A 20,267-nucleotide genomic window follows, 5' to 3' on the forward strand; every position below is an offset into this window, starting at 1 on the left:
AAGCGCTCGTGCTACTCCTGGAGGCATGAAATCGCAACACCCCGCTGCATCCTCGGAGGAACGTAACGCCCGCATCGCAGTCACGATATTTCCGCTGCTTATTCTGGGCGGTGGCGCCATAGCACTGATGATGCCGACAGCCTTTACGGGATTGGCTCCAGCGATCAACCCCCTTCTGGGAGTGATTATGTTCGGGATGGGTCTCACACTGACCCCGCCGGACTTCGCGGTGATTGCGAAGAGACCGGTCCCCGTGGTGATCGGAGTTGTTGCGCAGTACCTGGTGATGCCGCTGCTGGGACTGCTCATCGCTTCCATCCTCGGACTTCCGGCAGCTCTTGCAGCCGGCGTCATTCTGGTCGGCTGCTGCCCCGGCGGTACCGCGTCGAACGTGGTGTCCTACCTTGCGAAGGGGGACGTAGCGCTGTCTGTCGCGATGACCACTGTGTCGACGCTGCTTGCTCCGGTGCTGACGCCGCTGCTGGCCCTGTGGCTTGCCGGCCAGTACCTCCCGGTCGACGCCGGCTCGATGGCATTCTCCATCGTCCAGATCGTTTTGATTCCGGTGGCGCTCGGACTGGCCGCCAGACTGTTCCTTCCTCGCCTGGTGGCGGCTGCGCTGCCCGTTCTGCCCTGGGTATCGGTCGCTGCGATTACGCTCGTAGTCATAGCTGTAGTAGGCCTGAGCGCTGAGGCCATCTTCTCGGCCGGCTTGCTCGTGCTGCTGGCAGTGGTCCTTCACAATGGCCTCGGTTTCGCCCTCGGGTACACAGCAGCCCGGCTCTTCAAGCTCCCGATTCGGTCCCGTCGTACCACTTCAGTAGAGGTCGGGATGCAGAACTCCGGCCTCGCCGCCGGTCTGGCACGGACGCACATGACGCCCGAATCAGCTCTTCCCGCGGCCATCTTCTCGGTCTGGCACAACGTCTCCGGTGCGCTCCTGGCAGCCTACTGGCGACGCCGCGGCCTGGCCGATGTAGCGCAGTCGGCACCGGAAGCGAACGTCGCCAGTTAGCCCGGCGGCCAGGCGGCCGCCCTCAGGGCGTCCGCTTACCGGTCGTCGTTGGCGTACCGCACGCCAAGCTGCGCCCGGACGCCGTCGAACATCCTCATGGTGTCGAGCGTGTGCTGCAGCGGCATGGTCGGACTCTCCGTCAGGCCTTCCTGGATGCAGCGGGTTGTTTCGCGCAGCTCGTAGGAGTACCCGTTGCCAGCCTGGTCGAACTCCTCAACGCGCGCTTCGCCGCCATGAGGATGCACGTACAGTTCCCGCGGATTGTGCAGCGGAGCCGACGTGCGCAGCCAGCCCTTGGTGCCGGCGACCGTAGCGTGGCTCGGTCCGGCGGCCAATAACGACGACGACAGCTGGGCGTGAGCGCCGCTTGTGTAGGTGAGGGTCAGCGCGTTCTGGGCATCGACGCCGTCACCGTTCAATGTGCCTTCAGCAACGACAGAGGTGGGGAAGCCGAGGGCGCCCAGCGCCCACGTGGACGGGTAGACGGTGAGATCCAGAAGTGCACCGCCGCCGGCGAGCGGGTCCCAGAGGCGGGCTTCCCGACTGTAGACGGCAGGAAATCCGAGGTCCGCCTGTACCCAGCGGATTTCGCCGAGTTCGCCCGAATGGATGATGTCCCAGGCCCGGTTCACGCTCGGCAGGAAGCGGGTCCATACGGCTTCCATGAGGAAGACACCCTTTTCCCGCGCCAGCTTGATAAGGTCTTCCGCTTCACGCGCGTTGACGGTGAACGCCTTCTCACACAGGACGTGCTTCCCGGCCGAAAGCATTTCCTTGCACACCTCGTAGTGCTGACCGTGCGGTGTCGCGATGTAGACGACGTCAACATCGGGGTCCTGGGCCAGCAGCTCGAACCCGCGGGCGCCGCCGTCGTCGTAATGAGCGGTGGCGAAGCCGTACGTGTCGGCGAACGCGCGTGCACGCTCCTCCAGCCGCGAACTCACCGCCTGCAGGACGGCATCCTCCAGCTGGGCGATGTCCTCGGTCACCTTCTGGGCGATCCTGCCGGTGGCGACCACGCCCCAGCGAAGGGGGGCACCGGTGGCGGTGAATGGTGAAGGTGCGTCCGGCGCGACGCAGGGGGGCACAGGGAAGCGGTGGTTTGTCGTCATTCCCTCATACTTCCCAATGAAGAAGGGCCAGTCCACCCGTTACGGCGGGAGCTGTGCACCAAAAGAGAATCCCCGGCCGCAGTATTGCGGCCGGGGATCCTTTATCGAGCTGGTTACTTAACGATCTCAGACAGGGTCGGATCGTCCGCGTAGGCCTCGGCGGCGTTCGCCTCGGTGACGATCTGCGGTTCCAGCAGGTACGCCGGAACAACCTTCACGCCGTTGTCGTAGGACTCGGTGTCGTTGACCTCGACCTCTTCACAGGCGCCCATGGCTTCGACCATCGTGATTGTCTGTTCCACCAGGTTGCTGGTGTCCTTGTTGATGGTCGAGTACTGCTCACCGGCCATGATCGACTTGACCGACTCCACCTCGGAGTCCTGGCCGGTGACGACCGGGGTTTCCTTGCCGGCAGCTGAGACCGACGTGAGGATGGCACGGGCCAGGGTGTCATTCGGTGACAGCACACCGTGCAGTTCCTCGGAGGCGTAGTTACCGCTGAGGAGCGTATCCATGCGGCGCTGAGCGTTCTCGGCCTTCCAGCCCTGGGTCACCGCCTGATCGAAGGAGGTCTGACCTGAGACGACATTGAGCGTGCCGTCGTCGATCTTGGGCTGGAGGACGCTCATTGCGCCGTCGAAGAAGACCTGGGCGTTCGCGTCATCGGGGGAGCCGGCGAACAGCTCGATGTTGTATGGAGCCTCACCCTTGCGCTCCGCCAACCCGTCGAGCAGGGCCTGGCCCTGCAGCTCACCCACCTCGAAGTTGTCATAGGCCACGTAGTAGTCCACGTTCTCGGTGTTGGTGAGCAGGCGATCATAGGCGAGGACCGTGATGCCGGCGTCCTTGGCCTGCTGCAGCTGGTTGCCCAGCTGAGCGCCGTCGATCGCTCCGACCACGAGGACCTCAACGCCGTTGGTGATCATCGAGCTGATCTGGGCCTGCTGCTCCGACACGCCCCCGTTGGCGAACTGGACGGACGGCGCGTAGCCGGACTCCTTGAGCCCGTCGTTGAACAGCTGCTCGGCCAGGACCCAGTTCTCCGAGGTTTTCTGGGGGAGCGCTACGCCGATGGCCGCACCTTCCTCGAAGCCTTCGCAGGTGCTCTCGGTGCCGCCGCCGGTCCCGGTTGCCGTGCCGGGATCCTCACGGCCACAAGAGGTCAGCGCCAATGCTGAAATTGCAGTGAGTGCTGCAAGGGATTTTCCGAAGTTGCGCATTCGATTTCTCTTTCTTTAGCATCTTGCTTTGTTGGTCAGTGAAAGTTCTGATCAGAACCAGCGGCGTCTGTTTAGAGGACCTGCTTGGTGCCGACTGTCTCCCGGGCAGCGGGGTTTTCCTCCGGCGCGGCGGCAGGCGCGTCGGGTTTGTTCCGGCCGCCGCCGAAGTTGCGGGTGAGCAGACCGGTGATGGAGGGCTTGCCCTGGCTCTTGTTGTACACATCAAACGCGACTGCGATCAGCAGCACGAGGCCCTTGATGATCTGTGTCATGTCGGCGCCGATGCCCATCAGCTGCAGGCCGTTGTTGAGAACAGCCATGACGAGCCCGCCGATCACGGAGCCGATCACCGTTCCCACGCCACCGGTCACTGCTGCACCGCCGATGAACACTGCCGCAATGGCATCGAGCTCCCAGCCGACGCCGTCGAAGGGGCCCGAGGCGGTGGACCTGCCGACGAAGATCATTCCGGCGAGTGCGGCCAGGATAGACATGTTCATCATTACCAGGAAGTTCACGCGTTTGCTCTGCACCCCCGAGAGTTCCGCCGCGTGGCGATTGCCGCCGACCGCATACACGTGGCGACCGACGACGGTCTTGTTGGAGATGAAGGCGAAGATGATTACCAGCACGGCGAGGATGAGTCCGGGGATGGGGAATGAGGTTCCCGGGCGGCCGGTGGCGAACAGGGACGTGACGTACAGGATGGCGGCGGCAAGAATGACGAGCTTGATTACGGACGTCCACAGCGGCGGCACCTCGGAGCCGATCTGCGCGGCGCGCCGCCGGTTGCTGAACTCCTGGTACACGAAGAATGCTACGGCGAGTAGCCCGAGGAGCACCGTGAGGTTGTTGTAACCAGTGACGGGTCCCACCTCGGGGAGGTAACCAGCACCGATGAACTGGAAGGCTTCAGGCACGGGGATGGTGTTCGATTCGCCCACATACTGGTTTGCCCCGCGGAACAGGAGCATGCCCGCGAGGGTCACAATGAAGGCGGGTATACCCACGTAGGCGACCCAGAAGCCTTGCCATGCCCCGATCAGTGCGCCGAGGAGAAGCCCGATCACGATTCCGAGGTACCAGGGAATACCCCAGTCGCGGATGACGATGGCGACGGCGACGCCGGCGAAGGCTGCCACGGAGCCCACCGAGAGGTCGATATGGCCGGCGATGATGACGAGCACCATGCCGATTGCCAGGATCAGGATGTACGCGTTGCCGTTGAACAGGTTGATGACGTTGGTCGGCGTGAGGGTGTTGCCACCGGTCTGCCACTGGAAGAAGAGAATCAGGGCGATCAGGGCGAAAATCATACCGAACTGCCGGGTGTTACCGCCGAACATTCGCTTGAGAGAATTCATGGTGCGTCCTAGGGGATTCGGTCAGGCAGATTTTCTGCTGGCGGTCATGAGTTTCATCAGGGATTCCTGGTTGGCTTCCTCGCGGGTCAGCTCACCGGTGATGGAGCCTTCGAAGATGGTGTAGATGCGGTCCGAGAGGCCCAGCAGCTCGGGAAGTTCGGAGGAGATGACAATCACGCCCTTACCCTGTTCCGCGAGCTTCTGGATAATGCCGTAAATCTCGTACTTGGCGCCGACGTCAATGCCGCGGGTCGGCTCGTCCAGAATCAGCAAGTCTGGATCTGTGAACATCCACTTGGCGAGAACCACTTTTTGCTGGTTGCCACCGGACAGTTTGGCGACGCCCTCGTTCACGCTCGGAGTTTTGGTCCGGAGCGACTTCCGGTATTCCTCGGCAACTGCGAATTCCTGGTCCCGGTCGACGACAAGACCTTTGGTGATTTTCTGCAGGTTGGCGGCCACGGTAGTGGCTTTGATGTCATCGAGCAGGTTCAGTCCAAGCGACTTCCGGTCCTCCGTGACGTACGCCAGGCCGTGGTCGATGGCCTTCGCGACGTTGCGGAGCTGGATCTCCTTGCCGTCCTTGAAGATCTGTCCCGACTTGAAGTTCCCGTAGGACCGCCCGAACACCGATCGGGCGAGCTCCGTGCGTCCGGCGCCCATGAGGCCGGCTATTCCCACGATTTCCCCGCGGCGGACCGTGAAATTCGAGTTCTTGCAGACCAGACGATCCGCGACGGCGGGATGGCCGACGGTCCAGTTACGGACCTCGAAGAAGACCTCGCCGATCTTCGGCGTGTGCTCGGGGAATCGTGACTCCAGCGAACGCCCAACCATGCCGCGGATGATGCGGTCCTCGTCCACGCCGTCGTTCTTCACATGGAGGGTTTCGATGGATCTGCCGTCGCGGATGATGGTGATGGAGTCGGCGATTTGCTCGATTTCATTGAGCTTGTGGGAAATCATGATGCACGAGATCCCCTTGGAACGGAGCCCTGCCATCAGGTCCAGGAGATGCTGGGAGTCGGATTCATTGAGCGCCGCCGTGGGCTCGTCGAGGATGAGCATCTTAACTGACTTGCTCAGCGCCTTGGCGATCTCGACCAGCTGCTGCTTGCCAACGCCGATGTCCTTGATCTTGGTGGTCGGTTCCTCGCGCAGACCCACGCGCGCCATTAGCTCAAGGGTGTCTCGGTTGACCTTGTCCCAGTTGATGACTCCGAAGCGTGTCGGCTCGTTGCCAAGAAAGATGTTCTCGGCGATGGACAGTTCGGGAACGAGAGCGAGTTCCTGATGGATGATAACGATCCCCGCAGCTTCGCTGGAGCGGATGTCCTTGAACTGGACTTCCTTGCCCTGGAAAACGATCCGGCCCTCGTAGGTCCCGTGAGGGTACACGCCGGACAAGACCTTCATGAGGGTGGACTTGCCCGCGCCGTTCTCGCCGCAAATCGCATGGATCTCGCCCGCCATAACGGAGAGGGAGACGTTGTCCAACGCTTTCACGCCGGGGAATTCCTTAGTGATCGACTGCATCTCGAGGATGATGTGGTTATCCATGGAGGCCTTCCCGCAACTGACTGCGCTGTCTGCAGGCCATTAGTGGCCCCGGAGAAAAAGTTAACTCTCTGCAGTGTGTTGCAGTCAAGTCTTGAACGCAAATTTGACGCAAATTAACCGGGAAATCAGGAGTCATCTTGAGATCAGGTTGGGTTGGGAAAGGACGACGGCGGCGCCTCCGAGTGCCTCCGCACGGTCCCCGAGGGATCCCATACAGACGGTGGTTGACTCTCCGACCACGGGAACTGCGTGCCGCAGCAGTCCGCGGCGGATCGGGTCGAGGAGAATGTCCCCGAGCCCGGTGAGGGAGCCGCCGATGACGATCAGTTCCGGGTTGATCAGGTTCGCGACATGGGCGACGGCCCGTCCGATGGCCAGGCCGGCGTCGTCAACTACGCGAAGCGTGGCTGTGTCGCCGCGCAGGGCCAACCGCACAATGTCTGGCGCGGTGAGCGGACGGTCGCTGGTGCGTTCCAGCAGGCTGATCATGGTCGATGCCGAGGCGACGGTTTCAAGGCAGCCGCGGTTGCCGCACCGGCAGATAAGACCGTGCTCGTCAATGGTGGTGTGTCCCAGTTCTCCGGTGATTCCGACGTTGCCGTAGAACAGGGCGCCGTTGAGGATCAGCCCGGCACCGATGCCCGATCCGACTTTGAGGAAGATCAGGTTGTCGACCGAACTGTGCGGACCCCAGGTGACCTGCGCCAGAGCCCCGAGATTGGCGTCGTTGTCAATGAATACGGGGATTCCCAGCCGCTCGCCGAAGGTCTCGAGGATGTTGATCCCTACCCATTCGGGGAGGATGGCTCCCTGTACGACGGTGCCGGTCCGGCGGTCGATCGGTCCGGGAATGCCGATGCCCGCACCTAGGACCGCACTTCGTGAAGTACCGGAATCGGTGAGGAGCTGATCGAGGAGATTCGCAGCGGCGTCGAGTCCTTCTTTGGCGGTGTGCCCCGGTGTAAGGGGGATGGCTTCCTCACGCAGAACGCGGTAGTCAGGTCCGGTCAGGACAACCCTCAGGTGCCTTCGGCCGATGTCGATGCCCACCGCAACCGAGCCGTTGTCGTTGAGCGCAACGGAGAGGGCCCTTCGGCCCGAGCTGGTGGTGGGGCTGGTGGTCACGACGCCCGAATCGGCCATTCCGCGGACGATGTTGGACACGGTCGCCGTCGAAAGCCCGGTCTGGCGGGCCAGTTCGGCCTGGGTCTGCGGGCCGCCGGTGGCCAGAGCCTGAACAAGGCGCTGTTCATTCAGCTTCCGAAGCGCGGACTGCGAGCCCGGTTTGGGGGAGCCCCGGGTCGGGGCGGGCCGCGACGGAGCGGCAGAGTCAACGGGCATGCCTACAGATTCCTACATGAAGGCAGTTGTAGTCAAGAAGTAAACGCAGTGCGGTGATGTGCGGCCAATTCCTGATAGCGCGAAGCGTTATCCCGGACGCCCTGCAGTTCGTCCTCGCTCAGCTCGCGGCGCACCTTCGCGGGCACGCCGGCCACCAGTGAACCCGGCGGCACCTGCGTTCCTTCGAGCACGACGGCGCCGGCCGCCACGAGCGAACCCGACCCGATGGTTGCCCCATTCATGATGGTGGCGCTCATGCCGACGAGGCAGTCGTCCTCGATCGTGCATCCGTGAACGACGGCGCTGTGCCCGACACTGACGCGGTTTCCTACCGTGGCGGGGTAGCCGGGATCGGCATGCACGACGACGTTGTCCTGCAGGTTCGTCCCCTCGCCGATGGAGATAGCCTCGGTATCGGCGCGCACGCTCACGCCGTAGAAGGCGCTTGAGTTCTCCCCGAACGTTGCGTGGCCGATGACGGACGCCGTTGGTGCGACGAACACCGACTCCGGGATCGAGGGGATATGGCCGCCGAACTCGATAATGTGGCCCATCTGTCCAGCCTAGTCCCCGAAAATTGCTCAATCTTGCCCACCGAGAGCGAATTTCGCGCCGCCCGTACTGGCGCGCTAGTTGTACCCGTCAGGGCTGCTACGTCAACGCAGGAGCCTGGCACGCGTTGACGGACCAGGGCAGGTACCGAATGCTCACCGGGCGGAGTGGCGCGAAGTCGCGCTTTACGGTTCGGATTGCTCAATCTTCCGCGGCGTATAGGGGGAGCCTGTCAGTCCTCCAGCACTACCGCCTGCGCCACGATCACCCGTTCGCCGTTGTACGTCACGGTAGGGGAGCCGTGGAGCTTGTATCCGCTCTCCAGCGCCTCGCTGACCCGGGCGCAGAAGGCGCGGTCGTCGGGGCCGGTCAGTACGCGGTAGCGCAGGGGTGCTTCATCACTCATGGGTCTCTCCTGTAAATGGACAATGTCAGTTGAAGACGACCGTCCGCGTTCCGTCGAGCAGGACGCGGTGTTCAGCGTGCCACTTCACGGCTTGCGCCAGCGTGCGGCTCTCGACGTCGGCGCCCATCGCAACCAGCTGAGGGGCGGTCCGGGCATGATCCACCCGGATGACTTCCTGCTCGATGATCGGGCCCTCATCCAGCGCGGGCGTCACATAGTGGGCGGTCGCGCCGATCAGCTTCACGCCACGGGTATGCGCCTGGTGGTAAGGACGTGCACCTTTGAATGACGGCAGGAACGAGTGGTGGATGTTGATCGCACGTCCCATGAGTTGCGAGCAGAGGCGGTCACTGAGCACCTGCATGTAGCGGGCCAAAACCACGAGCTCAATCTGGTGCTCGTCAACCAGCTCAAGGAGGCGTTCTTCTGCAGCGGCTTTTCCATCACCCGTCACCGGAACGTGCTGGAAGGGAATGCCGTAGAACTCAGCCAGGTCAGCCAGATCGGTGTGGTTCGAGACAATGACGGGAACTTCGATCGGCAGCATCCCCGCCCGTTGTTGGAACAACAGGTCGTTGAGGCAGTGGGCGGACTTGGACGCCATGATCAGCGTGCGCGCGGGAGTCCCTTCGATGTGCAGTCCCCAGGTCATACCGAACGCTTCGGCAACCGGCGCAAGGTGTGCCTCAACTGCGCTCCGATCGGACCGGGTAGTGGTGGCCACGCGCATGAAGAACGTCCCGGAATCGGGGCTGCCGTACTGCTGAGATTCGGTGATGTTGCAGTCAGCCGCCACCAGTGCGCCCGATACGGCGTGGACAATGCCGGGCTGGTCATCACACGAAAGGGTCAGAATGAACGACGACGGCTCGTTGCCGGGAACACCGGCCTGTACAGCTTCAATCACGCTCCAAGGTTACCGGGCTGGCAAGCGGCGAAAGCCCGCGTGGTCGTCACCCTCCGACACAGTCGAAAGCACCGGCCGGTCACCGTCTAGAATGGCTTGAGTCGCGACTGGCGTTAGGTGGGCAACCACCAGGAAGCGGCATGCGCTGTCGGGCGGCTTCACTGAAAGAAGGAAGTACGACGACGGCGCGCAGCGCCGACCACGGATCGCACGCCTGGGCCGTGGGTCATGTCCCCTCTCTGTTGCCCGTACCCGGAACTTCGGGTGCGCCCGGGTCAACAGGTAGCCTGACCTGTAGAACGCCCTCTCTCATCACCAGGAGCCTCCCGTGACTTCATCCTCTCCCTCTGTGACCCAGTCCGTCACCAACGCACCGCTGTCCGAGGTGGACCCGGAAATCGCTGCGGTCCTCGACAATGAGCTGGCCCGGCAGCGCGACACCCTCGAGATGATCGCGTCGGAGAACTTCGCGCCGCGCTCAGTCCTCGAGGCGCAGGGCTCGGTCCTGACCAACAAGTATGCGGAAGGCTACCCCGGCCGCCGCTACTATGGCGGCTGCGAGCACGTTGATGTTGCGGAAAGCCTTGCCATCGAGCGGGTCAAGGCCCTCTTCGGCGCGGAATACGCCAACGTGCAGCCTCACTCGGGTGCCCAGGCAAATGCCGCCGCCCTCGCTGCGATGATCAAGCCCGGCGAGAAGATCATGGGCCTCTCGCTGGCCCACGGCGGTCACCTTACGCACGGCATGAAACTGAACTTCTCCGGCAAGCTGTACGAGGTCGCCGCCTACGGCGTGGAGAGCGATACCCACCGCCTCGACATGGACCGCGTCCGCGAGCAGGCTCTTGCTGAAAAGCCCCAGGTCATCATCGCCGGTTGGTCCGCCTACCCGCGCCACCTTGACTTCGCGGCGTTCCGCGCAGTCGCCGACGAGGTCGGCGCGCTGCTCTGGACCGACATGGCGCACTTCGCGGGCCTCGTTGCAGCCGGCCTGCACCCAAGCCCGGTTCCTCACTCCGACGTTGTCACCTCCACCGTGCACAAGACCCTCTCCGGGCCGCGGTCGGGTGTGATCCTCGCGAAGGAGGAGTGGGCCAAGAAGCTGAACTCGAACGTCTTCCCGGGTCAGCAGGGCGGACCGCTGATGCATGTCATCGCGGCGAAGGCAACGGCATTCAAGATCGCCGGAACGGAAGAGTTCAAGGAGCGCCAGGAGCGCGTCCTCGAAGGTGCACGCATCATCGCGGAGCGTCTCATGGGCAACGACGTCACCGAACACGGCGTATCGGTTCTGACCGGAGGCACCGACGTACACCTGGTGCTTGTCGACCTCCGCAACTCTGAGCTGGACGGCCAGCAGGCGGAAGACCTCCTGCATTCGGTCGGCATCACGGTCAACCGCAACGCTGTTCCGAACGACCCGCGCCCGCCGATGGTCACCTCCGGCCTCCGCATCGGTACGCCTGCGCTGGCTACCCGCGGATTCGGAGCCACCGAGTTCACCGAGGTCGCCGAGATCATCGCAGCGGTGCTGAAGCCCGGATCCGACATCGAAGCGCTGCGTGCGCGCGTATCCCGCCTCGCCGCCGACTTCCCTCTCTACCCCGGACATGAGGAATGGTAGAAGACCTCCCGCCGGGAGCGTTGGAATCGGAAGCAGCCCGCTCCGATGAATATGAGATACCCACGGACGAATGCTGCTTCACAGGGTGCTGTGAACGCGGGAAGGCGTATTTGCTGGAAAAGCTGGACGCAGAACAGCTGGATGCAGGACAGCTCGACAAAGGAGCCGCGTAGATGAGCGCACAGATTCTTGACGGCAAGGCAACAGCGGCCGCAATCCGCAGCGAACTGACAGAGCGCGTGAGCGCGTTGAAGGCCCGGGGGGTCACGCCCGGGCTGGGTACGGTGCTGGTCGGCGACGACCCGGGGAGTCATTCCTACGTAGGCGGAAAGCACCGCGACTGCCAGCAGGTCGGTATCAACTCAATCCGCCACGACCTCCCGGGCGACATTACCCAGGAGGATCTTGAGAAGGTCATTGACGAGCTGAACGACGACGCCGCCACCACCGGCTACATCGTCCAGCTGCCGCTCCCGGCGCATCTTGACGCGAACGCCATCCTCGAAAGGATGGCGCCGGAAAAGGACGCCGACGGGCTGCACCCGACCAACCTCGGCAAGCTCGTCCTGAACGTCAACGCCACGATGGATTCGCCGCTGCCCTGCACCCCGCACGGCATCGTTGAACTGCTGCTGCGTCACGACATTCAGCTCAAAGGCAAGAACGTCCTCGTCGTCGGCCGTGGCGTGACCGTGGGCCGGCCGCTCGGACTCCTGCTCACCCGGCGCTCAATCAACGCAACGGTCACGCTCGCGCACACCGGCACGGTGGACCTGCCGAGGCATCTCAGCGAGGCGGACGTCGTCGTCGCAGCTGCCGGCATGCCGGGCATGATCACGGCTGAAGATCTCAAGCCGGGTGCCATCGTCCTCGATGTCGGTGTGACCCGGGTGGTCGACCCCGATACGGGCAAGGCCACTTTGCGCGGTGATGTGGCGAAGGGCGCGTCCGATGTCGCGGGTTGGCTTTCGCCCAATCCGGGGGGAGTGGGACCCATGACGCGCGCCATGCTGCTGGCCAACGTGGTTGAGGCGGCAGAGCGGCAGGCGGGCATCGCCGGCTCCTAGTCCTTGCGGCGGCTTGTCTGTCGGCCGCTGCCCATCAGGGTGGCGGTCGGCTGCATTATGGGTACGGGGATGGACGCGGACATCTGCTGTCCTCACATGACAGTGATTGGCTTTTGCCAATTGGAGAAATCCTCTAGGCTAATCTGGTGCCCAACCAAACTAATCCGAGCTACGTTATTTCTGCCGACCGGCTGACCAAGCACTACGGTGATTTCGCCGCCGTAGACGGCATCTCCTTCGACGTACCCGCGGGTGAATCCTTCGGCCTGCTCGGCCCTAACGGAGCCGGCAAGTCAACAACCATGAAGATGATCGGCGGCGTCTCCCAGCGCACCTCCGGAAAGCTGACAATCATGGGGCTGGACCCGGAACAGCACGGCCCTGAGGTGCGGGCGCACCTGGGCGTCGTGCCCCAGCAGGACAATCTGGACGAGGAACTCCGGGTCCGGGACAACCTCCTGGTATACGGCCGCTACTTCGGGCTGCCGATGAGCTACCTCAAGCCCAAAGCGGACGAGTTGCTTGAATTCGCACAGCTCACGGATAAGGCAAAGGCGAAGGTGGACTCGCTGTCCGGCGGCATGAAGAGGCGCCTTACGATCGCCCGGTCGCTCATCAACGAACCGAAGATCCTCCTCCTGGACGAGCCCACCACCGGTCTCGATCCACAGGCACGGCACATTCTCTGGGACCGTCTGTTCCGCCTGAAGGAGTCCGGGGTTACCCTGATCCTCACGACCCACTACATGGATGAGGCCGAACAGCTCTGCGACCGCCTCGTCGTCGTTGACAAGGGACAGATCATGGCTGAGGGTTCTCCCGCCAAGCTCATCCGCGAGCACTCAACCCGCGAGGTGCTTGAGTTGCGCTTCGGGTCCGAGCGCAACACAACCGTGGCAGCAGACCTCGCCGGTATCGGTGAACGTCTTGAGCCCCTGCCAGACCGTGTCCTGATCTACACCCACGACGGCGAGTCTGCCCTCGAGCAGGTCACTGCCCGCGGGCTGCATCCCATCACATCCCTGGTGCGCCGGTCCTCGCTCGAGGACGTTTTCCTGCGCCTGACCGGCAGGAGCCTCGTTGACTAGCCAGCACACCGGCACGCCGGGCCAACCGGCGACCGGCCACAAGACAACGCAACGGACGACGTCGGGCACCCTTGCCGCCCACTCACCGTTGGTCTCGGCGCAGCGGGCCCGGAAGTATGGCTCCTGGTATTACGCCGAGCACGCTCTGAGGGTGATGAACGGCTACCGGTGGACGCTCCTCGCCTACAGCGTGGGAAACCCGGTCATGTACCTCTTTGCGATGGGAGTCGGCCTGGCCACGCTCGTGGACAGGAACAGCGCTGAGAGTGCGTTCGGCGGTGTCAGCTACCTCGTCTTCATCGCTCCGGCGCTCCTGTCTTCTGCGACGATCATGGCGGCGGCAACCGAGTTCACGTACCCGGTGATGGACGGGTTCAAGTGGCGGCGCGTGTACTACGGTCCGCACGCCTCACCGCTGGGCGTGCACCAGATCGTCAACGGATACATCATCGCCATCTCCCTGCGGCTCTTCCTGATGTCGGCGATCTACTTCGCGATCGTTGCAGCCTTTGGCGCGTCCCCGTCGGCATGGGGCTCGGTGGCAATCGTCGTCGCCGTGGTCTGCGGACTGTCCTTCGGCCTTCCGCTTATGGCCTACTCGGCGAGCATCACCGAGGACAAGGGCCAGTTCGCGATGGTCATGCGCTTCATCGTGACACCGCTGTTTCTGTTCTCCGGTACTTTCTTCCCGCTGGAAACTCTCCCGATGGGGTTGCGCTGGATCGGCTGGATCTCCCCGTTGTGGCACGGCACGGAGCTCGGGCGGGTGCTAACCTACGGCTACGCCGAGCCCTTCTGGCTCTCGGCGGTTCACGTGCTGTACCTCGTAGGGCTCGCGCTTCTCGGCTGGATTCTGGCCCGCCGCGTGTATGAACGGAGGCTGGGTCAGTGAGCAACAACGTGCTGACCGACCAGGACTACCGGGTGCAGGTCAAAGACCGCCCGTTCAGTGCGCTGTACGCCCGCAACGCCAGAGCCGTGATCGCCCGTGGCCTCCGGGCGACCAAGAGCAGCAACTGGCTGGTCATGGTGTCCGGATTCTTCGAGCCGGTGCTGTACCTCATCTCAATGGGAGTGGGACTTGGCGCCCTGGTGGGAACCGTCGTCGGGCCCGGCGGGCAGGAAATCAGTTACGCCGCCTACATTGCGCCGGCTCTCCTCGCGGTCTCCGCCATGAATGGCGCGGTCTACGACTCCACCTGGAACGTTTTCTTCAAGATGAACTTCGCGAAGCTGTACCAGGGCATGCTCTACACCTCGCTTGGGCCGTTGGATGTCGCAATCGGGGAGATTTTCCTTGCGCTGCTTCGCGGAGCGCTCTATGCCACCGGCTTCACGGCCGTGATGGGACTGATGGGTCTGATCACTACGCCGTGGGCGCTGCTGATGGTGCCCGCGTCGGTGTTGATCGCGTTTGGGTTTGCCTCGTTCGGCATGGGTATCACCAGCTATATGAAGACCTTCCAGCAGATGGACTGGATCAATTTCGTCATGCTGCCCATGTTCTTGTTTTCGGCGACTTTCTACCCGCTCAGCGTGTACCCGCAGGCCATCCAGTGGTTCATCCAGGCGCTTCCGCTCTGGCACGGAGTCGAATTGCTCCGACAGCTCAGCGTCGGAATCTTCACCCCGGCGACGATGATTCACGTCGCCTATTACCTCGTGATGATCCTCGTGGGGATGGTCCTGACCACTACGCGTCTGCGGAAACTGTTCCTGAAGTAGGACAGCCGTTGACCTGGTCTCCTTTCCTGCGCTGCACTTCCGGGAAGATACTGGAACCATGATCGGTAAATGGCATGCGACCGTGTTCGACTGTTCAAATCCAGACCAGCTGGCGTCCTTCTACGAGGACCTGTTGGGCATGATCCGTGTCCAGCAGGAGGACAATGGGTGGATCACCATTGGTGATGCCCCGGACCGTCCGGCGCTTGCCTTCCAGAAGGTCGACGGGTACACGCCGCCCAAATGGCCGGGGCAGGACATCCCCCAGCAGATGCACCTCGATATTCGGGTGGACGACCTGGACGTGGCCGAACAGAAGGTGCTCGCGCTGGGGGCCATCAGCATGGATTCGGGAACCGGGAGCTTCAGGGTCTACCTCGATCCCGCAGGGCACCCGTTTTGTCTCGTGTCGTGGTGATCGAAATACTCACCCCGCGCGAGCTCGAGGCAGCCCGTCCCGCGGGACAACTGGTGGCGCGGGCCCTACAGGAGCTCGAGCGACGCACTCAGCCGGGTACCAACCTGTTGGAGCTCGATTCGTGGGCGCGGGCAATGATTGACGAGGCACACGCACGTTCCTGCTACGTCGACTACGCGCCCTCCTTCGGGCGCGGCCCCTTCGGCAAGGTCGTCTGCACCTCGGTGAACGACGCGGTGCTGCACGGCCTGCCGCACGACTATGCGCTCCGGCAGGGCGACCTCCTCACCCTCGACTTCGCTGTGGAGTTGGGCGGCTGGGTAGCCGATGCGGCTGTCAGCTTTATTGTGGGGCGGCCGGTCAACGAGCAGGACCAACACCTGATTGACACAACGACGGCGGCGCTGTCCGCCGGAATCGCAGCAGCGCAGCCGGGCAACAAGATCGGTGACATCTCCTACGCGATCGGAACCGTCCTGACCGACGCCGGATACGAGGTCAACACCGAGTTCGGCGGGCACGGTGTGGGTAGCACCATGCACCAGGACCCGCACATCTCGAACATCGGGCGCCCGGGCAGGGGATTCACGCTGAGGCCGGGCATGCTCCTGGCAATTGAGCCGTGGGTGATGGCGGGCACCAAGAACCTCAGGATGGACGCAGATGGCTGGACGCTGCGTAGCGCGAACGGCGGACGCACAGCACACTCAGAGCACACCATAGCCATTACAGAGTACGGGCCACAGATTCTCACCACGACAGGTGAGGTCTAGCACCCCGATCGCGGGACGAACGCTTAGAGAACGAGCTGCGCGAAGATCACGTAGTTGTCGTCGAACTCTCCGGTTGCCGGGTCGTAGCCGTCGCAGGTGATGAGGCGGATCTCCGCGCCGTCGGTGTTGCCGTATACCTTCTGGGTTGGGAATTCGTCCTTCGGATACTGTTCGCCGACAGTCACCGCGAATGTGGCAGACGACCCGTCTGCGCGCATGACCTCGATACGATCACCGGGCTTGAGGCTCCGCAGATCAGCGAAGACGCCAGGTCCGCCGCCGGTGGCGTTGACGTGACCCAGCAGGACTGACGGTCCGCGCTCGCCGGGAGTGGGGGACTGGTTGTACCAGCTGGCTGGAGCACCTGGACCATCGGGTGGTACTTCCAGGCTGCCGTTTTCCCGAAGGCCGAGCGAGAGTAACTCGGATCCCGCACCGATGGCCGGGATCGTAAATGAAACCGGTGCAGAGGCTTCAAGAACTGGCGGGAGCGACGGTTTGGGCGCGGGTTCAGCCGTCGCGGACGCCGAAACACTTGGGCTTGGGGAAGCAGTTGGTGAGGCCGGCGCGGTAGTTGAGGGCGCCGTCGTCGTAGTGGGGGTCTGAGCGCCCTCGCTGCCGGTTCCAGTGCCGCAACCGGTCAGGATCAGAAGGGCGGCCGCCGCAGAAACTGCGAAGTTTCTGCGGCGGCCGGAGTTGGAGCTGATCATGAGATCAGGTCAGTCCCTACTTGGTGGTTGAGCGACGGACGGCGTAGGTGCCGCCTGCTGCTGCTACCAGAACCAGGCCGCCACCGAGGGCAATCATGCCCAGGTTGGAGCCGGTCTGCTGCTCGACACCGGTGTCAGCGCCACCCTGAGGCATGTCACCCATCTGCTGTGCGACAAGGGTGCCACAGAGAGCGGGTGAGGTTGCTGCCAACGGAAGGGTGTCGGTCAGGTCGCTGTTCTTCTCCTGAGCTTCGGGGGAGAGGGTCGCGGGGTCCAGACCATGAACTACGACAACCGCGGTACCGGCCTTGAGAGCATCCTGGGTCTCCTGGCTGATGTCGAAGCTGCGCTGGATGGTGTAGCTGCCACCCTGGCCGCCCAGCTCAACATTCAGGCCTTCCTCCGGGCTGGTTCCACCGCTGGTCGTCAGCGTGGTGAGGATGCCACCGTAGGCGGGAGCACCCTCGGTGGTGCTGATGACGCCGTCGCCGTCAGCATCAGCGGCAGGCGTCGGGCAAACACCCTCAGCGCCACCATGGATGTGCTGGACGTGCGGGTACGGAGCGTCCATGAAGGTCTCGGCCAGGCCGGAAACCTGCAGGTCGACTGTCGCCTGGTTGCCCTCAAGGGTGACCGAGACCGACCCGGCGCCGGAGCTGCCGTTGATCTGGCCGAGGTTGGTCGAGTAGGTGCCGTCGGCACCATCAGCCATGGCGGGAGCGCCGCCCATTGCGAGCAAACCCATAGCGAGAGTGGGGACTGCGAAAAGAGCTTTCTTGTTCATGATTCCTCCATGGAGCGAATGGGACGCGGGCCGGAGAGGCACGCATAACCCTAGTTCGCCGTGGGGTACGTCACGGATGGGTGTGAGATTGATTTATTTTTTTCCGGGCTTCGATTGGTGTCCCATTCAGCTTTTCGCCGGTGGTGGAAGCAGTCCGGCCGGCTCTGGCGGTTTGCGACAATAGAGGAATGCAACCACTGGGAACTTCTGGAAAAACCGCGGGCAAGGGCCTGAGCCTGCGGATGGGCGGCGTCGGGATGGCCATCATGCTGGTCGTATTCCTTGTAGCCGTGGTGTTCGCGGCCAATGAGAACGACGTCGTCGGCTGGCTCGTAGTGATTATCTCCCTTGGCTGGCTGCTGGTTTTCAGCTTCGTGGTCTTCACGGTGCGCTCTGCGGCACGGAAGGCCAGCGCCCGGATCGAGGAGTTCAACCGGTCCGCGGGGGGCGGCATGGCCGGCCGGGGGCCGGCAGGTACCAGTTCCGCCATGCGGGATGAGAAGCTCGACCACAGCTTCAAGATCGTCCAGGTGCAGGCGCGTGTCATCCGCGATCACCTCGGCAAGGACCAGGACATGGTGGACCGTGCACTGGAAACCATCGAAATCACCTCCCACAACGCCAGAAGCATGATGAAAAACAATGACGACGGCCCGGTCGAAGGCACGGTCGTCGATTAGGGCTCCGGTAAGGTTGATCGGGTGAGTTCGGCACCAACCCTGATAAGCAGCAAGCACCCCGAAGCACTCCGTATCGCCACCGTGAACGTCAACGGTATCCGCGCCGCTTACCGGCGCGGTATGCAGGAGTGGCTGGTGGGCAGGGACGTCGACATCCTGTGCCTGCAGGAGGTGCGTGCGCCGGACGAGGTGGTCCGCGACCTCCTCGGTGATTCATGGCACATCCTGCACGCTGAGGCGTCGGCGAAGGGTCGTGCCGGCGTCGCCGTCGCCTCCCGCATAGCGCCCACCGAAACCCGTGAGCACATCGGAGACGAGTACTTCGCGTCATCAGGACGCTGGGTGGAAGCCGATTTCGATCTCAACGGGACCACGCTGAGCGTCGTCAGCGCGTACGTGCACTCGGGCGAGGCCGGCTCGCCGCAGCAGGATGACAAGTACCGGTTCCTTGAACTGATGACGGCACGCCTCACCGAACTTCGCAGCACCCGGGACCATGCACTGGTGGTCGGGGACCTGAATGTCGGCCACACCACCCTGGACATCCGGAACTGGAAGGGCAACCTCAAGAAGGCCGGTTTCCTGCCCGAGGAACGGGCCTACTTCGACCACTTCTTCAGCGACGCCGTGGGGTGGGTTGACGTGCACCGCGATCTCGCCGGAGAACTCGATGGCCCGTATACCTGGTGGTCCTGGCGCGGCAAGGCTTTCGACAATGACGCCGGCTGGCGCATCGACTACCACCTTGCCACCCCGGAACTGGCAGCAGCCGCCACCTCCGCCGTCGTCGACCGCGCGCATTCATGGGAAGCGCGTTTCTCTGATCACGCACCGCTCGTCGTCGACTACAAGCTCTTCCAACCCCAGGATTGATATGACCACCTCCACCACAATTCGCCAGCGAGTCCTGTCCGGTATGCAACCCTCGGGCAGTTCCCTTCATCTGGGGAACTACCTGGGCGCCCTTGTGCAGTGGGTGAAGATGCAGGACACCTATGACGCGATCTACTTCATTCCGGACCTGCACGCCATCACGGTTCCGCAGAATCCAGCGGAACTCGCGGAGCGTACGCGGCTCACTGCCGCCCAATACATTGCGGGCGGCGTGGACGTGGATAAGTGCACTCTCTTCGTGCAGTCCCACGTTCCCGAACATGCCCAGCTGGCCTGGGTCCTGAACTGCATCACCGGTTTCGGTGAGGCTTCCCGCATGACCCAGTTCAAGGACAAGTCGCTCAAGCAGGGCGCCGATTCCACTTCCGTCGGGCTATACACCTATCCGATCCTGCAGGCTGCGGACATCCTGCTGTACCAGCCGGAAGGCGTTCCCGTCGGGGAGGACCAGCGCCAGCACATCGAGCTGAGCCGGGATCTCGCACAGCGGTTCAACACCCGTTTCGGCGAGACGTTCGTTGTGCCCAAGCCCTTCATCCAGAAGGAATCGGCGAAGATCTATGATCTGCAGAACCCCACCGCCAAAATGTCCAAGTCTGCGAGTTCTGCCGCCGGCCTGATCAACATCATGGATGCACCGAAGGTCACCGCCAAGCGCATCAAGTCCGCTGTGACGGATGACGGCACCGAGATCCGCTTCGATCGCGAGGAGAAGCCTGGCGTATCCAACCTCCTCTCCATCTATTCGCTCATGACGGGCAAGGACATGGCTGACGTCGTCGGGCACTTTGAGGGCCGCATGTACGGGCATCTCAAGGTTGAGCTGGCGGAAATCGTGGTTGACCGTCTGGAGCCGGTTCGGGCACGGACACTGGAGCTGCTCGATGACCCTGCGGAGCTCGACCGCTTGCTCGCCGTCGGCGCCGACAAGGCGCAGGAGATCGCGTCGGTTACGCTGGCTGATGTGTTTTCAAAAGTAGGGTTTCTCCCGGCGCGGGGCCGCGGACCGGCGGGTGCCCTCTAGAAT

General features: G+C 63.2%; 21 protein-coding genes. 11 read left to right on the forward strand and 10 right to left on the reverse strand.

Features of this window, described 5'->3' with window-relative positions:
- Positions 1-25 precede the first annotated feature (25 nt).
- Positions 26-1,015 carry a bile acid:sodium symporter family protein gene (locus AC4D1W_RS02035; RefSeq protein WP_490897632.1) on the forward strand — a complete coding sequence of 330 codons (990 nt, stop codon included), beginning with the start codon at positions 26-28 and terminating at the stop codon, positions 1,013-1,015.
- A gap of 35 nt (positions 1,016-1,050) precedes the next feature.
- Here the strand turns inward: AC4D1W_RS02035 and AC4D1W_RS02040 are convergent, their stop codons facing one another.
- The 8 genes from AC4D1W_RS02040 to purU all read right to left on the reverse strand — a co-directional run bounded on the left by AC4D1W_RS02040 (position 1,051) and on the right by purU (position 9,477).
- Positions 1,051-2,127, reverse strand: coding sequence for a Gfo/Idh/MocA family protein (locus tag AC4D1W_RS02040; protein WP_490897633.1), 1,077 nt, complete (start codon positions 2,125-2,127; stop codon positions 1,051-1,053).
- A gap of 113 nt (positions 2,128-2,240) precedes the next feature.
- Positions 2,241-3,347, reverse strand: coding sequence for a substrate-binding domain-containing protein (locus tag AC4D1W_RS02045; RefSeq protein ID WP_490890571.1), 1,107 nt, complete (start codon positions 3,345-3,347; stop codon positions 2,241-2,243).
- A gap of 71 nt (positions 3,348-3,418) precedes the next feature.
- A complete protein-coding gene (mmsB, locus tag AC4D1W_RS02050; RefSeq protein ID WP_490890572.1) occupies positions 3,419-4,711 on the reverse strand; it encodes a multiple monosaccharide ABC transporter permease in 1,293 nt (430 codons plus the stop codon).
- A 21-nt stretch (positions 4,712-4,732) separates the two neighbouring features.
- A complete protein-coding gene (mmsA, locus tag AC4D1W_RS02055; protein WP_490890573.1) occupies positions 4,733-6,271 on the reverse strand; it encodes a multiple monosaccharide ABC transporter ATP-binding protein in 1,539 nt (512 codons plus the stop codon).
- A 132-nt stretch (positions 6,272-6,403) separates the two neighbouring features.
- On the reverse strand, positions 6,404-7,612 hold the full coding sequence (locus tag AC4D1W_RS02060) for an ROK family transcriptional regulator (RefSeq protein WP_490897634.1): 1,209 nt from the start codon (positions 7,610-7,612) through the stop codon (positions 6,404-6,406).
- A gap of 32 nt (positions 7,613-7,644) precedes the next feature.
- Entirely contained in the window at positions 7,645-8,166 is a 522-nt protein-coding gene (locus tag AC4D1W_RS02065; RefSeq protein ID WP_490897635.1) for a gamma carbonic anhydrase family protein, read from the reverse strand.
- Positions 8,167-8,396: 230 nt separating this feature from the next.
- Positions 8,397-8,570, reverse strand: a complete 174-nt coding sequence (locus AC4D1W_RS02070) for a DUF1737 domain-containing protein (RefSeq protein ID WP_490890576.1) — start codon at positions 8,568-8,570, stop codon at positions 8,397-8,399.
- A 25-nt stretch (positions 8,571-8,595) separates the two neighbouring features.
- Complete coding sequence (gene purU, locus AC4D1W_RS02075) at positions 8,596-9,477, reverse strand: formyltetrahydrofolate deformylase (protein ID WP_490897636.1); 882 nt, start codon at positions 9,475-9,477, stop codon at positions 8,596-8,598.
- 328 nt (positions 9,478-9,805) lie between these two features.
- Here purU and glyA point away from each other — a divergent pair, with 328 nt between their 5' ends.
- From glyA to map, 7 genes are all read left to right on the forward strand, one after another.
- On the forward strand, positions 9,806-11,101 hold the full coding sequence (gene glyA / locus AC4D1W_RS02080) for a serine hydroxymethyltransferase (protein ID WP_490890578.1): 1,296 nt from the start codon (positions 9,806-9,808) through the stop codon (positions 11,099-11,101).
- A 173-nt stretch (positions 11,102-11,274) separates the two neighbouring features.
- Complete coding sequence (locus AC4D1W_RS02085; RefSeq protein ID WP_490897637.1) at positions 11,275-12,168, forward strand: bifunctional methylenetetrahydrofolate dehydrogenase/methenyltetrahydrofolate cyclohydrolase; 894 nt, start codon at positions 11,275-11,277, stop codon at positions 12,166-12,168.
- A 146-nt stretch (positions 12,169-12,314) separates the two neighbouring features.
- Positions 12,315-13,256 carry an ABC transporter ATP-binding protein gene (locus AC4D1W_RS02090; protein WP_490890580.1) on the forward strand — a complete coding sequence of 314 codons (942 nt, stop codon included), beginning with the start codon at positions 12,315-12,317 and terminating at the stop codon, positions 13,254-13,256.
- Positions 13,249-14,148: an ABC transporter permease gene (locus AC4D1W_RS02095; RefSeq protein ID WP_490897638.1), complete on the forward strand. Its 900-nt coding sequence runs from the start codon at positions 13,249-13,251 to the stop codon at positions 14,146-14,148. The genes AC4D1W_RS02090 and AC4D1W_RS02095 overlap by 8 nt, the downstream gene beginning before the upstream one ends.
- Positions 14,145-14,981: an ABC transporter permease gene (locus AC4D1W_RS02100; protein ID WP_490890581.1), complete on the forward strand. Its 837-nt coding sequence runs from the start codon at positions 14,145-14,147 to the stop codon at positions 14,979-14,981. Before AC4D1W_RS02095 ends, AC4D1W_RS02100 begins: the two co-directional genes overlap by 4 nt.
- A gap of 58 nt (positions 14,982-15,039) precedes the next feature.
- Positions 15,040-15,399 (forward strand): VOC family protein, encoded by a 360-nt coding sequence (locus tag AC4D1W_RS02105; protein WP_490897639.1) that lies wholly within the window; start codon positions 15,040-15,042, stop codon positions 15,397-15,399.
- Complete coding sequence (map, locus tag AC4D1W_RS02110; protein ID WP_490897877.1) at positions 15,396-16,172, forward strand: type I methionyl aminopeptidase; 777 nt, start codon at positions 15,396-15,398, stop codon at positions 16,170-16,172. The genes AC4D1W_RS02105 and map overlap by 4 nt, the downstream gene beginning before the upstream one ends.
- A gap of 23 nt (positions 16,173-16,195) precedes the next feature.
- Here the strand turns inward: map and AC4D1W_RS02115 are convergent, their stop codons facing one another.
- Entirely contained in the window at positions 16,196-16,882 is a 687-nt protein-coding gene (locus tag AC4D1W_RS02115; protein WP_490890583.1) for a class F sortase, read from the reverse strand.
- A gap of 16 nt (positions 16,883-16,898) precedes the next feature.
- On the reverse strand, positions 16,899-17,666 hold the full coding sequence (locus AC4D1W_RS02120; RefSeq protein WP_490890584.1) for a hypothetical protein: 768 nt from the start codon (positions 17,664-17,666) through the stop codon (positions 16,899-16,901).
- A 188-nt stretch (positions 17,667-17,854) separates the two neighbouring features.
- Between AC4D1W_RS02120 and AC4D1W_RS02125 the strand changes: the two genes are divergently transcribed.
- From AC4D1W_RS02125 to trpS, 3 genes are read left to right on the forward strand one after another with little or no spacing between them, the layout of a single operon-like run.
- Positions 17,855-18,346, forward strand: coding sequence for a hypothetical protein (locus AC4D1W_RS02125; RefSeq protein ID WP_490890585.1), 492 nt, complete (start codon positions 17,855-17,857; stop codon positions 18,344-18,346).
- A 21-nt stretch (positions 18,347-18,367) separates the two neighbouring features.
- Positions 18,368-19,219 carry an exodeoxyribonuclease III gene (locus AC4D1W_RS02130; protein WP_490897640.1) on the forward strand — a complete coding sequence of 284 codons (852 nt, stop codon included), beginning with the start codon at positions 18,368-18,370 and terminating at the stop codon, positions 19,217-19,219.
- A 1-nt stretch (position 19,220) separates the two neighbouring features.
- Positions 19,221-20,264, forward strand: a complete 1,044-nt coding sequence (trpS, locus tag AC4D1W_RS02135; protein ID WP_490897641.1) for a tryptophan--tRNA ligase — start codon at positions 19,221-19,223, stop codon at positions 20,262-20,264.
- The last annotated feature ends 3 nt before the right edge of the window (positions 20,265-20,267 follow it).

The organism is Arthrobacter sp. TJ-170, from assembly GCF_058269305.1.

What these genes read in the sequence shown, in the direction of transcription:
- AC4D1W_RS02035 (WP_490897632.1), top strand. Translation starts at nt 26, where the DNA reads ATGAAATCGCAACACCCCGCTGCATCCTCGGAGGAACGTAACGCCCGC.
- AC4D1W_RS02040 (WP_490897633.1), bottom strand. Translation starts at nt 2,127, where the DNA reads ATGACGACAAACCACCGCTTCCCTGTGCCCCCCTGCGTCGCGCCGGAC.
- AC4D1W_RS02045 (WP_490890571.1), bottom strand. Translation starts at nt 3,347, where the DNA reads ATGCGCAACTTCGGAAAATCCCTTGCAGCACTCACTGCAATTTCAGCA.
- mmsB (WP_490890572.1), bottom strand. Translation starts at nt 4,711, where the DNA reads ATGAATTCTCTCAAGCGAATGTTCGGCGGTAACACCCGGCAGTTCGGT.
- mmsA (WP_490890573.1), bottom strand. Translation starts at nt 6,271, where the DNA reads ATGGATAACCACATCATCCTCGAGATGCAGTCGATCACTAAGGAATTC.
- AC4D1W_RS02060 (WP_490897634.1), bottom strand. Translation starts at nt 7,612, where the DNA reads ATGCCCGTTGACTCTGCCGCTCCGTCGCGGCCCGCCCCGACCCGGGGC.
- AC4D1W_RS02065 (WP_490897635.1), bottom strand. Translation starts at nt 8,166, where the DNA reads ATGGGCCACATTATCGAGTTCGGCGGCCATATCCCCTCGATCCCGGAG.
- AC4D1W_RS02070 (WP_490890576.1), bottom strand. Translation starts at nt 8,570, where the DNA reads ATGAGTGATGAAGCACCCCTGCGCTACCGCGTACTGACCGGCCCCGAC.
- AC4D1W_RS02085 (WP_490897637.1), top strand. Translation starts at nt 11,275, where the DNA reads ATGAGCGCACAGATTCTTGACGGCAAGGCAACAGCGGCCGCAATCCGC.
- AC4D1W_RS02105 (WP_490897639.1), top strand. Translation starts at nt 15,040, where the DNA reads ATGATCGGTAAATGGCATGCGACCGTGTTCGACTGTTCAAATCCAGAC.
- AC4D1W_RS02115 (WP_490890583.1), bottom strand. Translation starts at nt 16,882, where the DNA reads ATGATCAGCTCCAACTCCGGCCGCCGCAGAAACTTCGCAGTTTCTGCG.
- AC4D1W_RS02120 (WP_490890584.1), bottom strand. Translation starts at nt 17,666, where the DNA reads ATGAACAAGAAAGCTCTTTTCGCAGTCCCCACTCTCGCTATGGGTTTG.
- AC4D1W_RS02125 (WP_490890585.1), top strand. Translation starts at nt 17,855, where the DNA reads ATGCAACCACTGGGAACTTCTGGAAAAACCGCGGGCAAGGGCCTGAGC.
- trpS (WP_490897641.1), top strand. Translation starts at nt 19,221, where the DNA reads ATGACCACCTCCACCACAATTCGCCAGCGAGTCCTGTCCGGTATGCAA.